Raw genomic sequence first — 18,967 nt, 5'->3', positions numbered from 1 at the left:
AGTCCTCGCGCCCCTGACGTGCGGACTCGTGCGCACGGCGCGCACCCCGGCGCGCGGCGAGTGCGAACACAACCTGGCCCGGCCAACGACCCGCTCCCCCCGGAGCCGTCGACCGGGCTGGTCCTCGACCGCGCGCGCTCGAGCTGCGGGAGAAACCCGGCGCCGGCACGGGAGGCCTTGGATGGTCCCAACTGCGTGGGAGGTCCCGACGGTGTGGAAAAGGCAACTCCGGCCGGGGGCTTGGGCCTTAGCACTGACTCTAGAACGGAAGACGGCCGTGGCCTAGAGGGGTTTTGACGCCAAGTCCACAGCGCGCTCCGGAGGGTCACGGGTCCTCGTCGAGCAGGGTCGCGTCGTCCAGGGAGCCTTCGATCACCATGCCGGCGACCACGTCCATCACGAGCCGCTCCCGGCGCGCGTGCCGCCGCAGCGCCTCGAACGCCACGTCCAGACCGGTCCGCCAGCGCTCGGCCAGTATCCCCTTGGCCTGCTCGATGCGGATGCGGCTGGTCAGGGCGGATTGCAGCTGCCGGGAGAGGTCGCGGTACTCGGCGTACGCGCGGTGGTTGTGCAACCCGACCCCGGCGGCGTCGGCGAGCGCCTGCGCGAGCGCCAACGCGCTGTCCTCTTCGCCTTCTTGCGGACGGACGTGGGGCCGGTTCCCGTTCGGTGTCCGTGCCACGAAGACGTTGAGCGCGCCGAGCACCCGCTTGCGGGCCCGCAGCGGCACCGCGAACGTGTCGCCCACGCCCCGCGCCCGGGCCCGCTCGGTGAAGCCGGGCCAGCGGGCGAGCGCGTCGGCCGAGGTGACCCGGACGTGCGGCACGGGGGAGCCGGTGCCGTAGGACTCCAGGCAGGGGCCGTCCGACGCCTGCGCCTCCAGGAGGTCCTTGGCGAGATCACCGCCCTTGTCGCTGACGGCGAGGCGCACGGCGCTGTCGCCGTCGGCGTACATCACCCCGACGGCGAGCACCCCGAGGAGTTCCGCGCAGTGCTGGCAGACGCGGCGCAGGTGGGCCTCCGCGTCGAAGTCGTCGGCGGCAGTGTCGGCGGCCTCCACCAGGGCCTGCGCGAGCCTGCGCGCGGAGGTGCGGTCCATGACCCTCCCCTTCTCGCCCGCCCCCCACGGCCCCTCGCCTACCCCGCTTCGGCGGGCTGTAACAGGTCTCCTACAGGTGGGTCGCCGAGGCGGCCGGGCCTCGTGGGCCGCACCCAGTTATGTCAGGATTGAGCACCGGACTGTGCACCCTAGGGGGAGTGGATGTACCGCAAAATCACAGGTCGCGCGCGGGGCTACGCGGCCAGGGGGGTGTCGGTGACAGTGGCGCTCGCGGGGGCCGCGCTGCTGCTTTCCGGGTGCTCGTCGGACGGTGACGGCAAGGACGAGGAGGGCTCCGGCAGCGGCGTCAGCCAACAGCCCAAGGGCAAGGACCCGTTCTGGGTGAACCCCGAGGGGAACGCCGCCAAGCAGGTCGCCGCGTACGACAAGGACGGCAAGAAGGACGACGCCGAGCAGATCCGCAAGATCGCCGAGCAGCCCGTCGGCGAGTGGATCGGTCCGGAGAAGCCCGAGGAGGAGGCCCAGGGGTACACGGAGGCCGCCGAGAAGGCCGACCGGGACGCCCTCCTCGTCCTCTACAACATCCCGCACCGCGACTGCGGCCAGTTCTCCAAGGGCGGCGCCGCCGACGGCAACGCCTACCGCGCCTGGATCGACGGCGTCGCCAAGGGCATCGGCGACCGGCACGCCACGGTCGTCCTGGAGCCGGATGCGGTCCTCCACATGGTCGACAAGTGCACGCCCGAGCAGTTCCACGAGGAGCGCTACGACCTCCTCAAGGGTGCCGTCACCAAGCTCAAGTCCCTGAAGAACACGAAGGTCTATCTCGACGCGGGCAACGCGGGGTGGTCGCAGCCGGACTCGCTGCACGATCCCCTGAAGCGGTCCGGGGTCGAGCAGGCCGACGGGTTCTCCGTGAACGTCTCCAACTTCCAGACCACGGAGGCCAGCAAGGCCTACGGCAAGACGCTGTCCTCGAAGGTCGGCGGCAAGCCGTTCATCATCGATACCAGCCGCAACGGCAACGGGCCGTACACCGGCAAGGGCAAGGACCCCTGGTGCAACCCGCCCGGGCGGGCGCTTGGCGAGGCGCCCACCACGAAGACGGGGGACGACCTGGTCGACGCCTATGTCTGGGTCAAGCGGCCCGGCGAGTCCGACGGGACGTGTCGCGGTGGCCCGCAGGCGGGGCAGTGGTTCCCGGAGTACGCGCTCGCCCTTGCGAAGGCCAGTAAGTAGGGCGCCCCGTAAGGGGCGCACCACCCCGCCCCGCGGACGGGGCTCGGCTCACGGCACGTGGACCCACTGGGCCTTGCTGGGCGTGCCCTCCTCGTCCGTCACGAAGAGCATGTACCAGCCGGACTCGACCAGGCTGCGGTTCTTCGGGACGGTGACCGTGACCCCCTTCGCGGTCTTCTTCATGTCGAGGGCGATGGACGTCTGGTCGATGTCCGTGACGTGGGTCGAGGCGGACGGCCGGATCAGACGGGCCTTCTTGATCGACGAGGCGTGGGTCGTCGGGAACGTCCCGGAACCGCCGCGCGCGATCTTCTTGGGGCCCGCGCCCAGGGCGGGCCGGGAGCCCTGGTACAGATACGGCGGGGTGTAGATCTCCACGCGCTGCTCGAAGACGCCCGGCTTGGTGTTGCCCTTGTCGGAGTACAGGGAGTCCGAGCCGAAGAACATCACGCGGCCGTCGGGCAGCAGGATCGAGCCCGAGTGGTAGTTGCGGCCCACGAGCGGGTCGGCGACCTTGTCGAAGGTGTTGGACGTCGGGTCGTAGATCCGGGCCTCCTTGATGTTGGAGGCGCCGCGGCCGCGGTAGTCCTCGGAGCCGCCGGAGACGAGGACGGAGTCGTCGGGCAGGACGGACGCCTGCGGATAGCGGGTGCCCTTGTCCAGCTCCGGGCCGTCGCGGAACCGCGGGGCGTTCTCCTTCAGGTCCACGATCCGGGTCTTGGACGAGGAGTCCTTGGACTCGCCGACGCCACCGCCGCCGACCACCATGTACCGCTGGTCCTGCGCGGGCGGCAGCTCCACGGTGTTGGAGGTCTCCAGGAGGTCCGGGTCGCTCATGCCCGGGATCTTCTTGAACTTGTTGGTCTTCAGGTCCCAGACGCCCGGGTCACGGCCGACGTCGTCGGGGCCGTAACCGGCGTTGGAGCCGGAGTAGAAGAGCTTGCCGTCGGCCATCTGGAAGATCGCCGGGTAGGTCGGGAACTGCCGGACGCCCTTGGTGTACGTCCACTTCTTGGTCTCGGGGTCGTACACCTCGTTCTTGCCCGGCACCAGCTGGCCGATCTCGTCCAGGCCGGAGAGGGAGAGCACCTTGCCGTCGGTGAGCGTGGTCAGCGTGGGATACCAGCGGGCCTCGTTCATCGGGTCGACCTTGATGTACTTCTCGGCGATCGGGTCGAACTCGAAGGTGTCCTTGATGCCCTGGAAGTCCTTCTTGTCCAGGGCGAGTTTCTGCGCGATGCCGTAGGTGTTGCGGGTGTCGGCGCCGCTGAGGCCCTGCACGCGGTAGTTGTCCTGCGTGCCGGTCTCGTACTTCGCGCCGCTCTGCTGCGCCTCGACGTAGATGCGGCCGAGGCCCGGGTCGTTGCGCAGGAACGCGCCGGTCTGCTTGTCGAAGACCTTCTTGGCGCGCTCGACGACCACCGGGTCCTTCGACACGAACGTCTTGCCGTTCTTCTTGCCCGTGAACTTGGTGCCCGCGGGCAGCGTGATCGGCTTGTCCGGGTTCTCGTTGTGCACGATCATCAGGCCGCCGGCCTTGGTGACGTCACCCTTCAGCTTCTCGTAGCGCTTCGTGCCGCCCGCGATCAGGAGCTTGCCGTCGGCGAGCTGGGTGTGGCCGGTGCAGAACAGGTCGACGGGCGTCGGGATCTTCTTGATCGTGTTCTTGACCGGGTCCCAGAGCCTGGTGTCGAACTTCTTGTCGTCGAAGTTCTTCTGGTTGTTGCCGGACCCGGCCACCATCAGGATCTTGCCGGTGTGGAGCAGCGACGCGTGGATCGTGTTCTGCCGGTACTCCTCCGGGAAGTCGATGACCTCCCACTTGCCGTTGTCGGCCTTGTACTCCGGCTGGTTGATCTTGTAGTTGTGGTACTTCTCGGAGCCCACGCGCCACAGCCAGGGGCCGTTCATGCCGGCCAGGGCCAGTACCACCGCCGTACCTATCGCGATCCGGCGGACGCGGCGGCGGCTGGACGGGTCTTTCATTGTTCGTGGCTCCCGAGGGCGATCTGCTTGGTCTCGTCATTCGAGGCCCAACTGGGCTTCTGCTGGGGCGCGTGCGGCGCGGGACGTGCGTGCGGGGGCGCGGAGTGCGGTGCGTACTGCTGCGGTGCGTACGGCTGGGGCGCGTACTGCTGCTGCGGGGCGTGCACGGTCGGAGCGGCGTGGCGGGGCTGCGGGACCCGCGGCTCGGTGGGGCCCGGGGCGGGCGCGGTGGACTTCTTCTTCTCCTGCCGCATGCCGTGCCGCCAGGCGAAGATCGGCGCGGCCGTGATCAGCAGCGCGAACGTGGCCCAGATGATCATCGCCGGGTGCGCGTGGTCGTACACGTACGCCGCCGCTATGGACCCGGCGAAGACCAGGATGAAGAACAGGTGGATGCGGAACGTGCCGAACAGCGTGTCCGGGCTCGCCGAGTCGCCCTTGGGCGTCACCACGAACTTGGACTTGCGGCGCAGCGCCGCGTCCATCAGGGAGCGCGCGTAGATCGGCGCCGAGAGCGCCGACATCACCATGCCCGCGACACCGCCGGAGCCCTCGGGCTCGTGCGGCGAGACGTTGTGGCGGCGGTTCCAGATGTACAGGCCGATCTGCAGCGCCGAGGCGTTGCCGTACAGCATCAGCCAGATGGTCGGGTCGATGTTCACGCCGGACGCGCCGAGGCCCAGGAACAGGGCGCAGCTGAGGGCCGCGAGGATCCAGTTCATCGCGGACATCGGGTAGAAGATGACCATCATCGTGTAGTTGAAGAACCGTCCCGGCGGGAGCGTGAACGGTGCCTTCCAGAACTGCTTGAGGATGGTCTCGTAGGTGCCGCGCGACCAGCGGAGCTGCTGGGTGAAGAAGTCCGTCCAGGCGTTGGGGCCCTCGCCGACGGCGAGCACGTCCGGGGTGTAGACCGACTTCCACTTCTTTCCCGTCGCCGGGTTCTTGTGGCGGTGGATCTCGAAGCCCGTCGCCATGTCCTCGGTGATCGAGTCGTACAGGCCGCCGATCTGCTTCAGCGCGCTGATGCGTACGGCGTTGGACGTGCCGACGAACATCGGGGAGCCGTAGGCGTTGCCCGCGCGCTGGATCAGGGCGTGGAAGAGGAACTGCTGGGACTCGGCGGCCTTGGTGACGAACGTGTCGTAGTTGCCGTACACCTGCGGGCCGATGACGAAGCCGACATCCGGGTCGCGGAAGAAGCCGAGCATCCGCTCCAGGTAGTTGGGCATCGGGACGTGGTCGGTGTCCACGGAGGCGAAGTAGTCGTAGCCGTCGCCGTGCGCGTCCAGCCAGGCGTTGTAGTTGCCGTGCTTGGTCTTGGCGCGGTGCGGGCCCTTGGCCTGGTTCCACTTGGCGATGCCCTTGCGGGAGAAGTGGTGCACGCCGAGGCGCGCGCAGACCTCCTTCACCTCCGGGTCGTCGCCCTCGTCGAGCAGCCAGATGTGCAGGAGTCCGCGGTGGCGCAATTTCACCGCCGCTTCCAGGGTCTTCGTCACCATTTCGATCGGCTCCTTGCCGGGCACGAACGAGGTGAGGAAGGCGACGCGGGTGCCGTTCTCGGGCACCACGGGGATCGGGTCGCGGGCGACGAGGGTGGCGTGCGCGTTCGACAAGACGTTCATGCAGCGGAAGAACTCGATCAGGCCGATCGAGACGAGCATGACAATGTCGAGGACGGGCAGCCAGTCGTTGGCCACGTAGTCGCGCTCCGTCCAGTGCTCGGGCTGCAGCAGCCAGGCGAGCAGGACGAGGGAGAGCAGCGGGGCCGCGCCGAGCATCAGCGCGGCGCGCAGGCGGTGCGGTTCCTGGGACAGCAGCGAGCGGTACTGGACCTTGTACGGCTTCGCCGGGTCCGGCTGGGTGAGGGGGCCCGCGAGCCGGCTGTAGTGCTCGTAGTCGTACCGTGGCAGCGACTTCTTGATGCGTCTGAAGCCGCCCGTGCGGTTCGAGAGGACCCGCAGCTGGGTCGTCTGGGACGGGTCGTTGCCGCCCTGCCCCGTCGGCGTCGACGTCATGAGTCATCCCCCCGCACGCGATCGCCCGCGTGTTCGTCGGTCCTCCGCCCGCCCGGTCCCCCTCGACCTTCGCGGACGCATCAGTGGCAGGCCACCTTCCCGTAGGACAGCGAAAGGCGACCTTCCGGTTGCATGATGCCCCCCACGGCATCCGTTCATGAACGCGGGGACCCCCGTCCAGGCGTTCACGCGGGCTCTCTCACTCCCGGCGTGCGAGCCCCCCCAACTGCCCCGTACCGCACGCCTCGTGAGAGCCGGGCAGGGCCCGGGCCTCCCGTCAGGGTTCTACGCGCCTAAGCATGATCGCAAGAGCGAAACAAGCAGTTTACCGGTCATAACTGGGGTGGGGGAGGGCTGTTGAGGCAGGTGCGCTCAGCCGGGTGCGAATGTTACCGAAGTGTTCCCGTATCGCCTGCTCGGCGCGGACCACGTCCGAGGAGCGCACCGCGTCCAGGATCTCCCGGTGCTGACGGCAGGTGACCTTGGGGTCCTGCGGGATGTCCACAAGGTCCGTACGAACCCGGTGGAAAGCATCCCAGAACGCCTCCAGGACCTCGCCGAGCAGGCGGTTCCCCAGGCACCTGTAGAGGGCGGCGTGGAAGGCGCGGTCGGTCTCGGCGCGCACGGCGCCGTCGGGGCCCGCGGCCTCGGCGTCCATGCGGTCCACGAGGGCGTCGAGCTCCGCGAGGTCGGCGGCGGGGATGGACCCGGCGAGCCGCGCGATCAGGCCGGTCTCCACGGCCTCGCGCAGTTCGAGGAGCTGGAGCAGGCTGTCCTCACCGCGGTAGTGGCCCGCGACCGTGCGGAAGGTCAGGCCCTCGATCATCGGGGCCACCGACATCGGTCCGACGTAGGTGCCGAAGCCGTGCCTGATCTCGACGATGCCCATCGCCTGGAGTGCCTTCAGCGCCTCGCGCACCGAGTTCCTGCTGGCGCCGAGGCGCTCCATCAGCTCCGGCTCGGTCGGCAGCACCGCCCCCGAGGGCAGGCGCTGGTCGATGATGAGCTTCTTGATCCGCTCCTGGAGGTCCCGTGGCATGGCGCAACCGTAGCGGTCGCTCCGGCCGGGACCCAGGGGTGTGCGGGGGCGCACCGGCCTGGGGCGTGAGCAGCACGAAGGCCCTCCGCCGGAGCGGAGGGCCTTCGCTGTCTGTGCGCCGCCAGGGACTCGAACCCCGGACCCGCTGATTAAGAGTCAGCTGCTCTAACCAACTGAGCTAGCGGCGCCTGCTGACCTGGAGAACTCTACCCGACTCCCAGGGGTGCTTCTGACCACCGCGGGGTGGCGTCCGGAAGGTGCCGGGGGCGGGGCCCGGGGGGCCGGGCGGGTGGCAGGGGGCGGGCGCTGCATCATTCGGACCGTCAACATGCGCCTTCCCCGGACAGTTGAGAAGCTGACGCATGTGCAGACGCGCGGAGAGACTTTCCCGGGCCCGTTCCCCGACGTCGACGGGAATGCGCCGGAGTGTGAGGGGAATCGCATGGAGGCTGCCCCCGTATTCGAGGAATTCGAGCCCGCGCACGACTGCGACTGCCCGGGCTGCGTGCACTGGCGGCGTTCCGGAGCGCACGCGCTGCCGCCCCGGCTCGGCGGCCACCCGGCCGCGCACGGCGCCCGCCGCGCCCTCGTCCTCGCGGCCGCGGCAGGGTCCGTCCTCGGCCCCGCCCACACCCTGCCCGCGGTGGCGTCCGGGCAGGTCGGAGGGCAGGTCGAAGGGCAGGCGGGAGGGGTGGGCGAGCGCACCGCGCAGCCGGGCGGAGCGCCCCGTACCGCCGCGTCCGGAGCCCTCGCGGGCCTGCCGGGAGCGGACGGCCCCGACACTCCGCAGGGCGGCAGGAGCGCCCTGCACGGAGCGCCGGGGAAGAGCGCCGCGGCCCGCACGACCAGCCGCGCCGAGATCATCACCAGGGCCAAGCGGTGGGTCGCCGCGAAGGTGCCGTACAGCATGCAGAAGTTCGCGGCCGACGGTTACCGGCAGGACTGCTCGGGCTTTGTCTCGATGGCCTGGAATCTCGGCGGAAACGAATGGACGGGCAGCCTGGACCGTTATGCGACCCGCATCTCCAAGGAAGAACTGAAGCCCGGCGACATTCTCCTCTTCCACAATCCGGCGAACCCGGAGAGAGGTTCGCACGTGACCATTTTCGGCGGCTGGACCGACTACACGCGCAGCTATTACCTCGCCTATGAACAGGCCCGCCCGCACGCCCGCAGGCAGGCCACGCCGTACGCGTACTGGAACAACGGCGACCGCTATCTGGCGTACCGCTACAACGGGCTGCGGCCGACCGGTCAGGCGGGCTCGGGGCCGGCGTCGGCGCGGTTCCCCGGGGCCGGGGCGTTCGGTCCCGGCGCCGTCAACGACCACGTGACCCGGCTCGGCGAGATGCTGGTGGCGCGCGGCGGCGCCCGCTACTACCGCACCGGGCCCGGGCCGCGCTGGAGCGAGGCCGACCGGGCGGCGACCCGGGCCTTCCAGCGGGCGCAGGGCTGGACCGGCGCCGACGCGGACGGCCTGCCGGGCCCGACCACCTGGGCGTACCTGGTGGGCGGCAAGGGCAAGGACATCCCCGCCGCCAAGGGCGCCCCGGGTGCCCCCGGCGCCCCGGCCGCGCCCGCCTTCCCGGGCAAGGCGTACTTCCGCCCCGGCCAGTCCAACGACCACGTGACCCGGCTCGGCAGGCAGCTCGTGCGCGCGGGGTTCGGGAAGTACTACGCGCGGGGGCCCGGGCCGCGCTGGGGCGAGGCGGACCGGCGCGCGGTCGAGGCGTTCCAGCGGGCGCAGGGGTGGCGGGGCGGGGCGGCCGACGGGATGCCGGGGCCGGAGACGTGGCGGCGGCTCTTCGCGTGAGGAGCACGACGAGCAACCCGCGCGGTACGGAACTCATGACGGAGGCACGGATGAGACGGAGGCACGGATGAGTACGACGGCACAGCGGCCGCCGGAATCCGGTGAGGGCTCAGGACCGGCCGGCCGCTCGCCGCGCCTGATCCACAGCGAGGCCACCATGGAGATCCCTGTCCACCTGCTCTTCCGCGACGACCCCCAGGACATGGCGGCGGCGTCCGGCACGGCGGGCGTACCGCTCGGATCCGCGGTGGTGCGGCGCGAGGCGGTGCTCCCGGGCGGGATGCGGGGCGCGGGCGGGCCCGGGCGCGCGGGCGCGGGGGCGGGCCGGGGCGCGCGGAGGGCGCGGGGCGCGCGGGTGGTGCGGGCGCGGGTGGTGCGGGCCGGGCGGGACAGCAGGGGCAGACGGCATCGGCGGGGCGCGCGGGGCAGGCGGGGCAAGCAGGTCGGCCGGGGCAGGCCGGGCGGGCCGCCGTCGGGCCGGTGCCGCCCGCGCCCCACGTGCCGCAGCTGGACGCCGGGCTCGCCGAGCGCCGGGCCCGGGTGCTGCCCGGGGCGGTCGGGGTGTTCGGCGGCGGCGTCGGCACGGCCGGGTGCGCGCTCGCGCTGTGGTGGGCGGGGGTGCTGCCGGAGCCGGTGGTGGACCTGGTGGCGCCCGCCGGGGACCTGCGGGGCGGCGGGTCGGCCGGGATCTCGGTCGGGCAGTGGGCCGCGCTCGCCGGATCGGGGGCGCTCGCGCTCTTCGGGTTCGGCGGGCTCGCGCGGGGGCGGGTCGGCGGGGCGTGGGTGCTCTCGCTGTTCGGCAGGTACCGGGGGAGCGTGCGGCGCACCGGGCTGCTGTGGGTGAACCCGCTGCTGCTGCGGCGCCGCGTCGACGTACGCCTGCGGCACTGGCGCAGCGAGCCGATGGCCGCCGTGGACCGCTCCGGGGTCGCGCTGCGCGTGGTGGTGCTCGTGGTGTGGCGGGTCAAGGACACCGCGCGGGCGACGCTCGCCGTCGCCGACCACCAGGAGTACCTGCGGGAGTGCGTGGAGGCGACCACCGCGCGGGTGCTCTCCAAGCTGCCCGCCGACGCCTTCCACGACGACGCGCCGACCCTGCGGGACGCGGAGGCGGTCGGCGAGGCCCTGACGCGGGCGCTCGCCGCGCAGACGGAGCCGGTGGGCGTGGAGATCTTCTCGGTGCAGCCGACCCGCATCGAGTACGCCCCCGAGGTCGCCGCCGCCATGCACCGCCACCGGATCGCCGCGCTCGACGCCCGCCACCGCGACAGCCTGCTCACGTCGGTGGTGGACTCCGTGGAGGACACGGTGACCCGGCTGACCACGCGGGGCCTGGTCGAGCTTGACGACTACGAGCGCAGGGCGTTGGTGAAGGACCTGACGGTGGCGTTCTGCACGGGGCGGGGCGGCGACAGCGCCTGACGTCGGGGGCGCGTGAAGTCCGCTGCGGTACGGGAGCGCCCCGAAGGGGCGCGGGGAACTGCGCGACCAGCCACGGTGGCGCCGCAGACGAACGAGGGCCCCCGACCGCCCCCCGTATCCTCCCCGCCCATGAACTCGACCACCACTCTGACCACCCTGGCGGCGGACGCCTGGCAGCTGACCCAGCGCGGACCGCGCGTCGTGCTCGGCCTCGCCGGGCCACCCGGAGCCGGAAAGTCCACCCTCGCCCGCGCGCTGGTCGCGGAGATCGGTGCGGGCGCCGCCTATCTGCCCCTCGACGGCTTCCATCTGTCCAACGATCAGTTGGAGCGCCTCGGTCTAGCGCCCCGCAAAGGCTCGGAGCCGAGCTTCGACGCGCGCGGGTACGTCGCCCTGCTCCACCGGGTCCTCGACGACACCGCCGCCGACGTCTACGTACCCGACTACGACCGGACCCTGCACGAGCCCGTCGCCGCCCGGCACCGGGTCGCGCCCGGCGCCAGGATCGTGGTCACCGAGGGCAACTACCTGGCCTGTGACCTGCCGGACTGGCGGGCGGCGCGGGAGCTGATGGCGGCGTGCTGGTACGTCGAGGCGCCCGCCGGTGTGCGTCAGGAGCGGCTCGTGGAGCGGCAGTTGGCGGGCGGGCGCGATCCGGAGGCGGCGCGCGCGTGGGTGGCGGAGAACGACGTTCCCAACGGTGAACTCGTGGCCGCCTCGCGTGATCGGTGCGACCGGATCCTCTCCACGATTGGTATGGACATGTTCAACTACTCGCAATAATCTGAGGCTTGGTCTAGACCGCAGAACACGCACTTCCGCAACATCGCCCCCAGAGGTACGCAGCAGTCTCGGGAACCGACGGTGCCTCGAAGGGCGACGCACGACCGTTAGCGCGCGCACGGCTCATGGAACACCCCCACGTTCTTCAGGAGCGGCAGCATGCGAAAGAAGATTTCCGCGGCCATGCTCGGGATGGCGACGGTGGGAGCGTTCGTGCTCTCGACCGGCGGCGCCAGCAGCCATGGCTACACCGACCTGCCAGCAAGCCGTCAGATCAACTGCGCGAAGGGCGTAGTGACGGGCTGTGGCGCCATCCAGTACGAGCCGCAGAGCGTCGAGGGCCCCAAGGGCTTCCCGGCGGCCGGTCCCGCCGACGGGAAGATCTGCTCCGCCGGCATCGCGGGCTTCAGCTCGCTGGACAAGGCCACCAAGCCGGGCGGCGGCGCCTGGCCCACGACGAAGGTCTCGGCCGGTCAGAACTACAGCTTCCGCTGGCAGTTCACGGCCCGGCACCGCACCACCGACTTCAAGTACTACATCACCAAGCAGGGTTGGAACGAGGGTCAGCCGGTGACGCGGGCTGCGCTCGACACCCAGCCGTTCCTCAACGTCCCCTACGGCGGCCAGCAGCCGCCCGCGACCCTGTCGCACAGCGGCACGATCCCCGGCGGCCGCAGCGGCCACCACGTGATCGTGGCCGTGTGGACCGTCCACGACACGGGGAACGCGTTCTACGCCTGCTCGGACGTCCAGTTCTGACCTGATCTTCCCCCGGGCAGAACTGCCACCCCCCACGGGTAAGTTCTGTGCACGCCGTCCGCGGAGGCGGCGGCGTGCGCAGAACGGTTCCCGTTTCGGCGGCGTGCGCAGAACGGTTCCCGTGCGTCCGTCCGTCTCGCGATGCCGTACCGCCCGGCGACGCCGTACCGTTCCGTCCCTCCACTCCTGACGGTACGTCAATTATCGTGCGCCGCCATGACGTCCGAACCCGAAACGGTCGCGGAACTCGTCCTCGCGCGCGAGCGCGACCACCGCCCCGGGCTCCGCTTCGAGGACCGGGAACTCAGCCACCACCAGGTGACCGCCGCCGCGGCGGCGCGGGCCGCGCTGCTGCGGGACCTCCTGGACGCGCGCTCGGCCCGGCACCTCGGCGTCCTGCTCGACAACACCCCCGAGTACCCGCTGTGGCTGAGCGCCGCCGCGCTCGCCGGTGCCGCCGTCGCCGGGATCAACCCGACCCGGCGCGGCGCCGAACTCGCCCGCGACATCGTGCACACCGACTGCCGGCTGCTCGTCACCGAGCGGGCCCACCTGCCCCTGCTCACCGGACTCGACCTGCCCGGCGTCCGCGTCCTGGTCACGGACACGCCCGCCTACGACGAACTCCTCGCGCCCTACCGGGGCGCCGCACCCGAGATCTCCCCGGACGCCACCCCCGCCGCCCGGCTGCTCCTCTACTTCACCTCGGGATCGACCGGCGCACCCAAGGCCGCCGTGTGCAGCCAGCGGCGGCTCGCGGCGGCCGGACACTCCCTCGTCCGGCACTTCGGCGTACGGCCCGACGACGTCCACTACGTCTGCATGCCCATGTTCCACGGCAACGCCGTCATCGCCGACTGGGCGCCCGCGCTCGCCGCCGGAGCCGGGGTCGCGCTGCGGCGCCGCTTCTCCGCGTCCGGGTTCCTGCCGGACGTACGGCGGTTCGGCGCCACCTACTTCACCTACGTGGGCCGGGCCGTGCAGTACCTCCTCGCGACGCCCGCCCGCGCCGACGACCGCGCCCACGCGCTGCGCCTCGGCTTCGGCACCGAGGCCGGGGCGGTGGACGCGCGGCGCTTCGAGGAGCGGTTCGGGGTGCGGCTCGTCGAGGGCTACGGGTCGTCGGAGGGCGGGGCCGCGATCCAGCGCTCGCCCGGCACGCCCGACGGGGCCATCGGACGGGCCGCGCCCGGCGACGACCTCGCCGTGCTCGACCCCGGCACCGGGAAGGAGTGCGCGGCCGCCGAGTTCGGGCCCGGCGGGCGGCTGCTCAACGGGGACGCGGCCATCGGTGAGCTGGTCAACCGGGGCCGCAGCCCCTTCGAGGGCTACTGGCGCAACGCCGCGGCCGACGCGGAGCGGGTCCGTGACAACGGGTGGTACTGGACCGGGGACCTCTTCTACCGCGACGCGGCCGGGTACCTCTACTTCGCCGGGCGCACGGACGACCGGCTGCGGGTCGACAGCGAGAACCTGGCGGCGGCGGTGATCGAGGCGATCCTCGCCCGGTGGGAGCCGGTGGCGGCCGTCGCCGTGTACGCCGTGCCGGACCCCGTCGCCGGGGACCAGGTGATGGCCGCGCTCGCCCTGCGCGACGGGGTGGCCTTCGATCCGCACGCCTTCTCCGCGTTTCTGCTGGCGCAGGGCGACTTGGGGACGAAGATGGCGCCTCGGTTCGTCCGGGTCCTGCCCCGGTTGCCCGTGACCGCCACGCACAAGGTGGCGCGGGCTGCTCTCCGTGGGGAGGGGTTCCGCCGCGCGGGGCCGGGAGTGGGGGAGACGGGGGAGAGGGGTGAGCTGTGGTGGCGGCCCCGTGGGGGCGGGGGTTATCGGGAGTTCACGGTGAGGGACGAGGAGGCGGTGGTGGGGGAGTTTCGGGAGAGGGGGAGGGAGGGGGTGTTGGGGGAGGAGTGAGGTTGGGGTTGGGGTGCTGATTGGGGGGCGGAGGGCTGGGGGTTCGGTCGGGGTCGCCGCGGAGCGGCGAAGAGGTGGGGGTGAGTTGGTTGTGCGAGCAACGGGTGGGTGGGTGGGGAGACGCCGCGGAGCGGCGGGGATTCGGCGGGGCGCCGGTACCGTGCGGCCATGCGACGGGAGAGTGTGTGGGCCGAGCTACGGGGCGGCGGCCGACGGTACCTGCGGGGGGCTGCGCCATGGCGAGCGGCCGCGTACGTGGTCGGCGGCGCGCTCATCGGCGTACCCGTACTGGTGACCTTGACGGCGTCCCTGGCCGTGGGGACCGTCCTGAGCGTCGCCCTCGTGGGCCTGCCCCTCCTCGCCGCCCTGGCCTTCGCGGGCCTCCCCGTCGCCGCCCTGGAGCGCCGCAGGCTCCGCCTCGTCGACCCGGCCCCCGCGCCGACCCCGCACCGCGCCCCGGACACCCCGGGCCTCACCGCCTGGCTCCGGCTGCGCGCCCGCGAACAGGCGACGTGGCGCGAGCTCGCGTACGCCGCCCTGATGGCGTTCGTCCTGTGGCCCCTCGACCTGGTCGTGGCCGCCTGCACCCTCGCCCTGCCGCTCCTCCTCGCCGGGGCCCCCGCCCACCTCGCCCTCGCGGGCGGCCCCGCCGACGGCGGCGTACGACCCGCCAAGCTCTGGCTGGTCGAGAGCTATCCGGCGGCCTGCGGCACCGCCGCGCTCGGCCTCGTCCTGCTCGTCGCCCTGCTGTACCCCCTCGGCGCGTACGCCGCCGCCCGCGCCGCCCTCGCCCGGCTCCTGCTCGCCCCGCGCGAGGCCGAGACACGCGCCCTGCTCGCCGAGGTGACCCGCTCCCGGGCCCGCCTCGTCACCGCCTTCGAGGCCGAACGCCGCCGCGTGGAGCGGGACCTGCACGACGGCGCGCAGCAGCGCCTGGTCGCCCTCAGCATGACCCTCGGCCTCGCCCGCCTCGACGCCGAGCCGGACAGCCCGCTCGCCGCCACCCTCGCCACCGCCCACGGCGAGGCCGACGCCGTCCTCGCCGAGCTGCGCGAACTCATCCGCGGCATCCACCCGCAGGTCCTCGCCGACTACGGGCTGCCCGCCGCGATCGAGGACGCCGCCGACCGCTCACCCGTCCCCGTGGACGTCGACACGGGCGCGGCCACGGGCGTCCCGCTGCCCCGGCTGCCCGAACCCGTCGAGTCCGCCGCCTACTTCGCCGTCCGCGAAGCCCTCACCAACGTCGCCCGGCACAGCGGCGCCACCCGCGCCGCCGTCCACGCCCGCCACGCCCGCGGCGCCCTCGGCCTGACCGTGCGCGACGACGGCACCGGCGGCGCCGACCCCGCCCGCGGCTCCGGCCTCACCGGGCTCGCCGACCGCCTCGCCGTCCTCGATGGCACACTGACCGTCACCAGCCCGCCCGGTGGCCCCACCGTCCTGACCCTGGAGATCCCGTGCACCCCGCGCCCACCGAGCGGCCCCGCGCCCGTCGAGTAGTCCTCGCCGAGGACAGCGTGCTGCTGCGCGAGGGACTCGTGGGCGTGCTCGGCCGGTTCGGGCACGAGGTGGTCGCCGCGGTCGGCGACGCGGACGCGCTGCGGGAGGCCGTGGCCGCGTACGACCCCGACATCGTCGTCACCGACGTACGGATGCCGCCCGGCTTCCAGGACGAGGGGCTGCGCGCCGCGATCGACCTGCGTGCCGAGCGGCCCGGCCTGCCCGTGCTCGTCCTCAGCCAGTACGTCCAGCGGTCGTACGCCGCCGAGTTGCTGGACACCGGAGACGGCGGCGGCGTCGGCTACCTCCTGAAGGACCGGGTGGGCCAGGTCGAGCAGTTCGTCGACGCCTTCACGCGGGTTGCCGCGGGCGGCACCGTCGTGGACCCCGAAGTCGTACGCCAGTTGCTGCGGCGCCGCCGCGACCCGCTGGAGCGGCTCACCCCGCGCGAACGCGAAGTGCTCGCCCTCGTCGCCGAGGGCCGCTCCAACGCCGCCATCGCCGCCGAACTCGTCGTCACCGAGGCGGCCGTGGGCAAGCACGTCGGCAACATCCTCGCCAAGCTCGACCTGCCGGTCACCGACGCCACCCACCGCCGGGTCCTCGCCGTCCTCGCCTACCTGCGGGCCTGAGCAGCCCGGCGGCCCGGCCCTCCGAGCCCCGGAGCCCCGACCCCGCGAGCCCCGGAGTCCCGACCCCTTTTGACGTGTACCTCTCGACTACGCTGCCGGACATGAGCGTCCCCGACCGCGCGCCCTCCGACCCACCGCCCGCCGCCGAGGCGCCCCTTGACGAAGAGTCCGTCGACGAAGCGCCCGCCGACGCGATGGCACCGGAGCGCCTCGGGCTCACCCCGCGCCAGGCACGGCGGCTGCGCATCGCCGCGGCCGCGCTGCTCATGGCCGCCGCGGCGGTGCTGCTCGCCGTCCGGCTCGCGAGCCGGTCGTCCGTGCTCGTCGTGGGCGTGTACGGGCTGCTGCTCATCCTCTGCGGCCTGGTCATCGAGCTGAGCAGACGCGGCCGGACCAGGCTCGGCAGCTATCTGCTGGCCACCGGCCTGGTCGCGGCACTGCTCATGGACGTGGTGGTGCTGTCCTAGACCCGTCGGACGGGCCTAGCGCGCTTCCGGCGCCGTCCCCTCGGCGAACCCGGACCCCTCGGCGAACCCGGACCCCTCGGAGAACCCGGACCCTTCGACGGGGCCGGTGCCCGCGGCGCACGCGGAACCTCCGGCGGAGCCGGACCTCTCGGGTTCGCCGGCCGCGGGCCCGGCACCCTCGGAGAGCCCGTACCGCTCGTGCAGTCGCCGCAGCCCCGGCGGCGCCCACCAGGCGCGCTTCCCGAGCAGCGCCATCGCCGCCGGTACCAGGAACATCCGCACGACCGTCGCGTCGATGAGGACCGCGAGCGTCAGGCCGAGCCCGATCTGCAGGATCGGCGAGAAGCCGCCCGTCATGAACCCGCCGAAGACGATCGCGAGCAGCAGCGCCGCACAGCTCACCACGCGCCCCGAACTGCGCAGCCCCGCCACGATCGCCGCCCGGTGGTCGCCCGCGTCGGGCCCCGACGTCCACGCCTCGCGCATCCGCGCCAGGATGAACAGCTCGTAGTCCATGGCGAGGCCGAACGCGATCGCGATGATCAGCGGCGGCGCGGTCAGGCTGAGCGCCCCGAGTCCCTCGCCGCCGAGCAGGCTCGCGCCGTGCCCGTCCTGGAACACCCACACCACCACGCCGAGCGCGGCACCGAGGCTCAGGAGCGTCGTCAGGAGCGTGCGCAGCGGGCTCAGGAGCGACCCGGTGAAGGCGAAGAGCAGGACGAACAGGCCCGCGAGGACGGTCAGTACGGCCCACGGCGCCCGGTCGGCCAGCATGTCGCGGAAGTCCACGAGCCGGGCCGCGTCACCGGTGACCACGACGGGTTCGGCGCCGCGCAGGTCCCGTACCCGCTCCACCAGACGCGTCGCCTCGGGACCGTCCGCCGAGCCGGGCGCCGTGAGCCGCAGCAGGACCGTGCCGTCGGTCATCCGCCCGTTCTCCACCCGGGTCACGCCCGGCAGCGCGCGGATCTTGCGCTCGCAGTCCGGTTCGGCGCCCGGCCTGATGAGGACGTCGACGGTGTCGGTGTCCGTGCCCGGCGGGAAGTGCGCGTGCACGGTGTCGTACAGCTGCCGCGCCTCGGTGTCGTGCGGCAGTTGGCGCGCGTCGCCGATCTCGATCCGCATCCCGAACACCGGCAGCGCGAGCACCACGAGCCCGGCCACGACCGCCGTCACGACGGCGAGCGGGCGGCGCAGCGAGAAGCGCGCGAGCCGGGCGAAGAACGCGCCGCTGCGGGACGTCGCCGGGCTCGGCTTCATCCTGCCGCCGAACAGCGTGAGCAGCGCGGGCAGCAGCGTCAGCGCCGCCAGCATGTCGACCACGACCACCGCTCCCGCCGCGAGCCCCATGCTCCGCAGGAACGGGCTCGGGAACCACACGAGCCCCGACAGACACACGGCCACCGTCAGACCGGAGAACAGTACGGTCCGCCCGGCGCTCGCGACCGTCGCCCGCACCGCCGTCACCACGTCGTCCTCCCGCGCCCGCTCCTCCCGGAACCGCATCACCAGGAGCAGCGCGTAGTCCACCGCGAGCCCGAGCCCGAGCATCGTGACGACCTGCACCGCGTACACGGAGATCTCCGTGACCTGCTGGAACCCGAACAGCGTGAGGAACGCGCCCGCCACCCCGCTGACCGCGACAAGCAGCGGAAGCCCGGCCGCCCGCAGCCCGCCGAAGATCAGCAGCAGTACGACGAGGACGGCGGGCAGAGTGATCAACTCGGCGCGCGCCACGTCCTCCTGGGCCCGGCCGCCCATCTGCTCCCCGAGCAGCGGATCACCGCTGACCGCCACGTCGACGCGGCCGTCCACCGCCGCGCCGATCTCCCGCAGCCGGTCCGCGACGTCGCCGACCACGTCCTCCTCGGCGTCGTCGTCGAGGCCGCTCTTGAGCGTCACGGGGATGAGCAGGGCCTTGCCGTCCGCGGCGACCAGGCCCTCGGTCTCGTACGGGTCGGTGGCGACGGCGATCCCGGGCGCCCCGCGGACGTCCGCGACGGCCTCGGTCACCGCCTCGCGCACGTCGGCGGCGCGGACCGGGCCGCCGAAGACGGCCGCGGTGAAGTCGTCGCCGTCGGGGTCGAGCCGGGACAGCAGGTCGTCCGCGACGACCGACTCGCTGCCCGGTACGTCCTCCACCGTCGAGGTGAGGTCGCCGAACACCCGGGTACCGAAGCCGAGTCCGACGGCGAGCAGCAGGAACCAGATGAAGAGCACGGTGCGGGGGCGGCGCGTGGCCGTCCTGGCGAGGGTGGCGAGCATGACCGCTCCTCGGGAGCTCGGAGGCTTCGGCCGCGTGGGGCCGGAGCCCGGCGCGGCTGAAGGCTGA

The 18,967-nt window shown here is 72.6% G+C and carries 14 protein-coding genes and 1 tRNA gene; 9 read left to right on the top strand and 6 right to left on the bottom strand.

The features are described from left to right. Positions 1 to 325 precede the first annotated feature (325 nt). Positions 326 to 1,099: an ANTAR domain-containing protein gene (locus tag AB6L24_RS39135; protein ID WP_405664230.1), complete on the bottom strand. Its 774-nt coding sequence runs from the start codon at positions 1,097 to 1,099 to the stop codon at positions 326 to 328. A gap of 210 nt (positions 1,100 to 1,309) precedes the next feature. Between AB6L24_RS39135 and AB6L24_RS39130 the strand changes: the two genes are divergently transcribed. Further along, complete coding sequence (locus AB6L24_RS39130) at positions 1,310 to 2,299, top strand: glycoside hydrolase family 6 protein (RefSeq protein WP_405664529.1); 990 nt, start codon at positions 1,310 to 1,312, stop codon at positions 2,297 to 2,299. A 48-nt stretch (positions 2,300 to 2,347) separates the two neighbouring features. Here AB6L24_RS39130 and AB6L24_RS39125 read toward each other — a convergent pair whose 3' ends face one another. The 4 genes from AB6L24_RS39125 to AB6L24_RS39110 all read right to left on the bottom strand — a co-directional run bounded on the left by AB6L24_RS39125 (position 2,348) and on the right by AB6L24_RS39110 (position 7,530). Next, positions 2,348 to 4,285: a galactose oxidase-like domain-containing protein gene (locus AB6L24_RS39125; protein ID WP_405664228.1), complete on the bottom strand. Its 1,938-nt coding sequence runs from the start codon at positions 4,283 to 4,285 to the stop codon at positions 2,348 to 2,350. After that, on the bottom strand, positions 4,282 to 6,303 hold the full coding sequence (locus AB6L24_RS39120) for a glycosyltransferase family 2 protein (protein ID WP_405664226.1): 2,022 nt from the start codon (positions 6,301 to 6,303) through the stop codon (positions 4,282 to 4,284). Before AB6L24_RS39120 ends, AB6L24_RS39125 begins: the two co-directional genes overlap by 4 nt. Positions 6,304 to 6,628: 325 nt before the next feature. Then, positions 6,629 to 7,342, bottom strand: coding sequence for a FadR/GntR family transcriptional regulator (locus AB6L24_RS39115; protein WP_405664224.1), 714 nt, complete (start codon positions 7,340 to 7,342; stop codon positions 6,629 to 6,631). Between the two features lie 114 nt (positions 7,343 to 7,456). Continuing rightward, positions 7,457 to 7,530: transfer RNA gene (locus AB6L24_RS39110), tRNA-Lys, on the bottom strand. A gap of 254 nt (positions 7,531 to 7,784) precedes the next feature. On the opposite strand from AB6L24_RS39110, the gene AB6L24_RS39105 reads away from it, so the two are divergent. The 8 genes from AB6L24_RS39105 (at position 7,785) to AB6L24_RS39070 (ending at position 16,635) form a co-directional block, all read left to right on the top strand. Beyond that, the gene (locus AB6L24_RS39105) at positions 7,785 to 9,155 is read left to right on the top strand and encodes a peptidoglycan-binding protein (RefSeq protein WP_405664222.1); all 1,371 of its coding nucleotides are present in this window, start codon (positions 7,785 to 7,787) and stop codon (positions 9,153 to 9,155) included. A gap of 480 nt (positions 9,156 to 9,635) precedes the next feature. Then, on the top strand, positions 9,636 to 10,577 hold the full coding sequence (locus AB6L24_RS39100) for an SPFH domain-containing protein (RefSeq protein WP_405664220.1): 942 nt from the start codon (positions 9,636 to 9,638) through the stop codon (positions 10,575 to 10,577). 129 nt (positions 10,578 to 10,706) lie between these two features. Beyond that, entirely contained in the window at positions 10,707 to 11,360 is a 654-nt protein-coding gene (locus tag AB6L24_RS39095; RefSeq protein WP_405664218.1) for a nucleoside/nucleotide kinase family protein, read from the top strand. A gap of 159 nt (positions 11,361 to 11,519) precedes the next feature. After that, positions 11,520 to 12,119 carry a lytic polysaccharide monooxygenase gene (locus AB6L24_RS39090; protein WP_030358267.1) on the top strand — a complete coding sequence of 200 codons (600 nt, stop codon included), beginning with the start codon at positions 11,520 to 11,522 and terminating at the stop codon, positions 12,117 to 12,119. Positions 12,120 to 12,335: 216 nt separating this feature from the next. Beyond that, on the top strand, positions 12,336 to 14,033 hold the full coding sequence (locus AB6L24_RS39085) for an AMP-binding protein (RefSeq protein WP_405664215.1): 1,698 nt from the start codon (positions 12,336 to 12,338) through the stop codon (positions 14,031 to 14,033). A 168-nt stretch (positions 14,034 to 14,201) separates the two neighbouring features. After that, positions 14,202 to 15,536, top strand: coding sequence for a sensor histidine kinase (locus tag AB6L24_RS39080; RefSeq protein ID WP_405664213.1), 1,335 nt, complete (start codon positions 14,202 to 14,204; stop codon positions 15,534 to 15,536). Further along, positions 15,494 to 16,168 carry a response regulator gene (locus tag AB6L24_RS39075; RefSeq protein ID WP_405664211.1) on the top strand — a complete coding sequence of 225 codons (675 nt, stop codon included), beginning with the start codon at positions 15,494 to 15,496 and terminating at the stop codon, positions 16,166 to 16,168. Before AB6L24_RS39080 ends, AB6L24_RS39075 begins: the two co-directional genes overlap by 43 nt. A 101-nt stretch (positions 16,169 to 16,269) precedes the next feature. Next, a complete protein-coding gene (locus tag AB6L24_RS39070) occupies positions 16,270 to 16,635 on the top strand; it encodes a hypothetical protein (protein WP_405664210.1) in 366 nt (121 codons plus the stop codon). A 15-nt stretch (positions 16,636 to 16,650) separates the two neighbouring features. Here the strand turns inward: AB6L24_RS39070 and AB6L24_RS39065 are convergent, their stop codons facing one another. Further along, the gene (locus AB6L24_RS39065; protein WP_405664208.1) at positions 16,651 to 18,900 is read right to left on the bottom strand and encodes an MMPL family transporter; all 2,250 of its coding nucleotides are present in this window, start codon (positions 18,898 to 18,900) and stop codon (positions 16,651 to 16,653) included. Positions 18,901 to 18,967: the final 67 nt, after the last annotated feature.

This window comes from Streptomyces sp. RK9, assembly GCF_045070545.1.
In the GTDB taxonomy this organism is placed as follows: domain Bacteria; phylum Actinomycetota; class Actinomycetes; order Streptomycetales; family Streptomycetaceae; genus Streptomyces; species Streptomyces alboflavus.
Note: the sequence above shows the minus strand (reverse complement) of the source record. Positions and strands in the feature narration are given on the sequence as shown.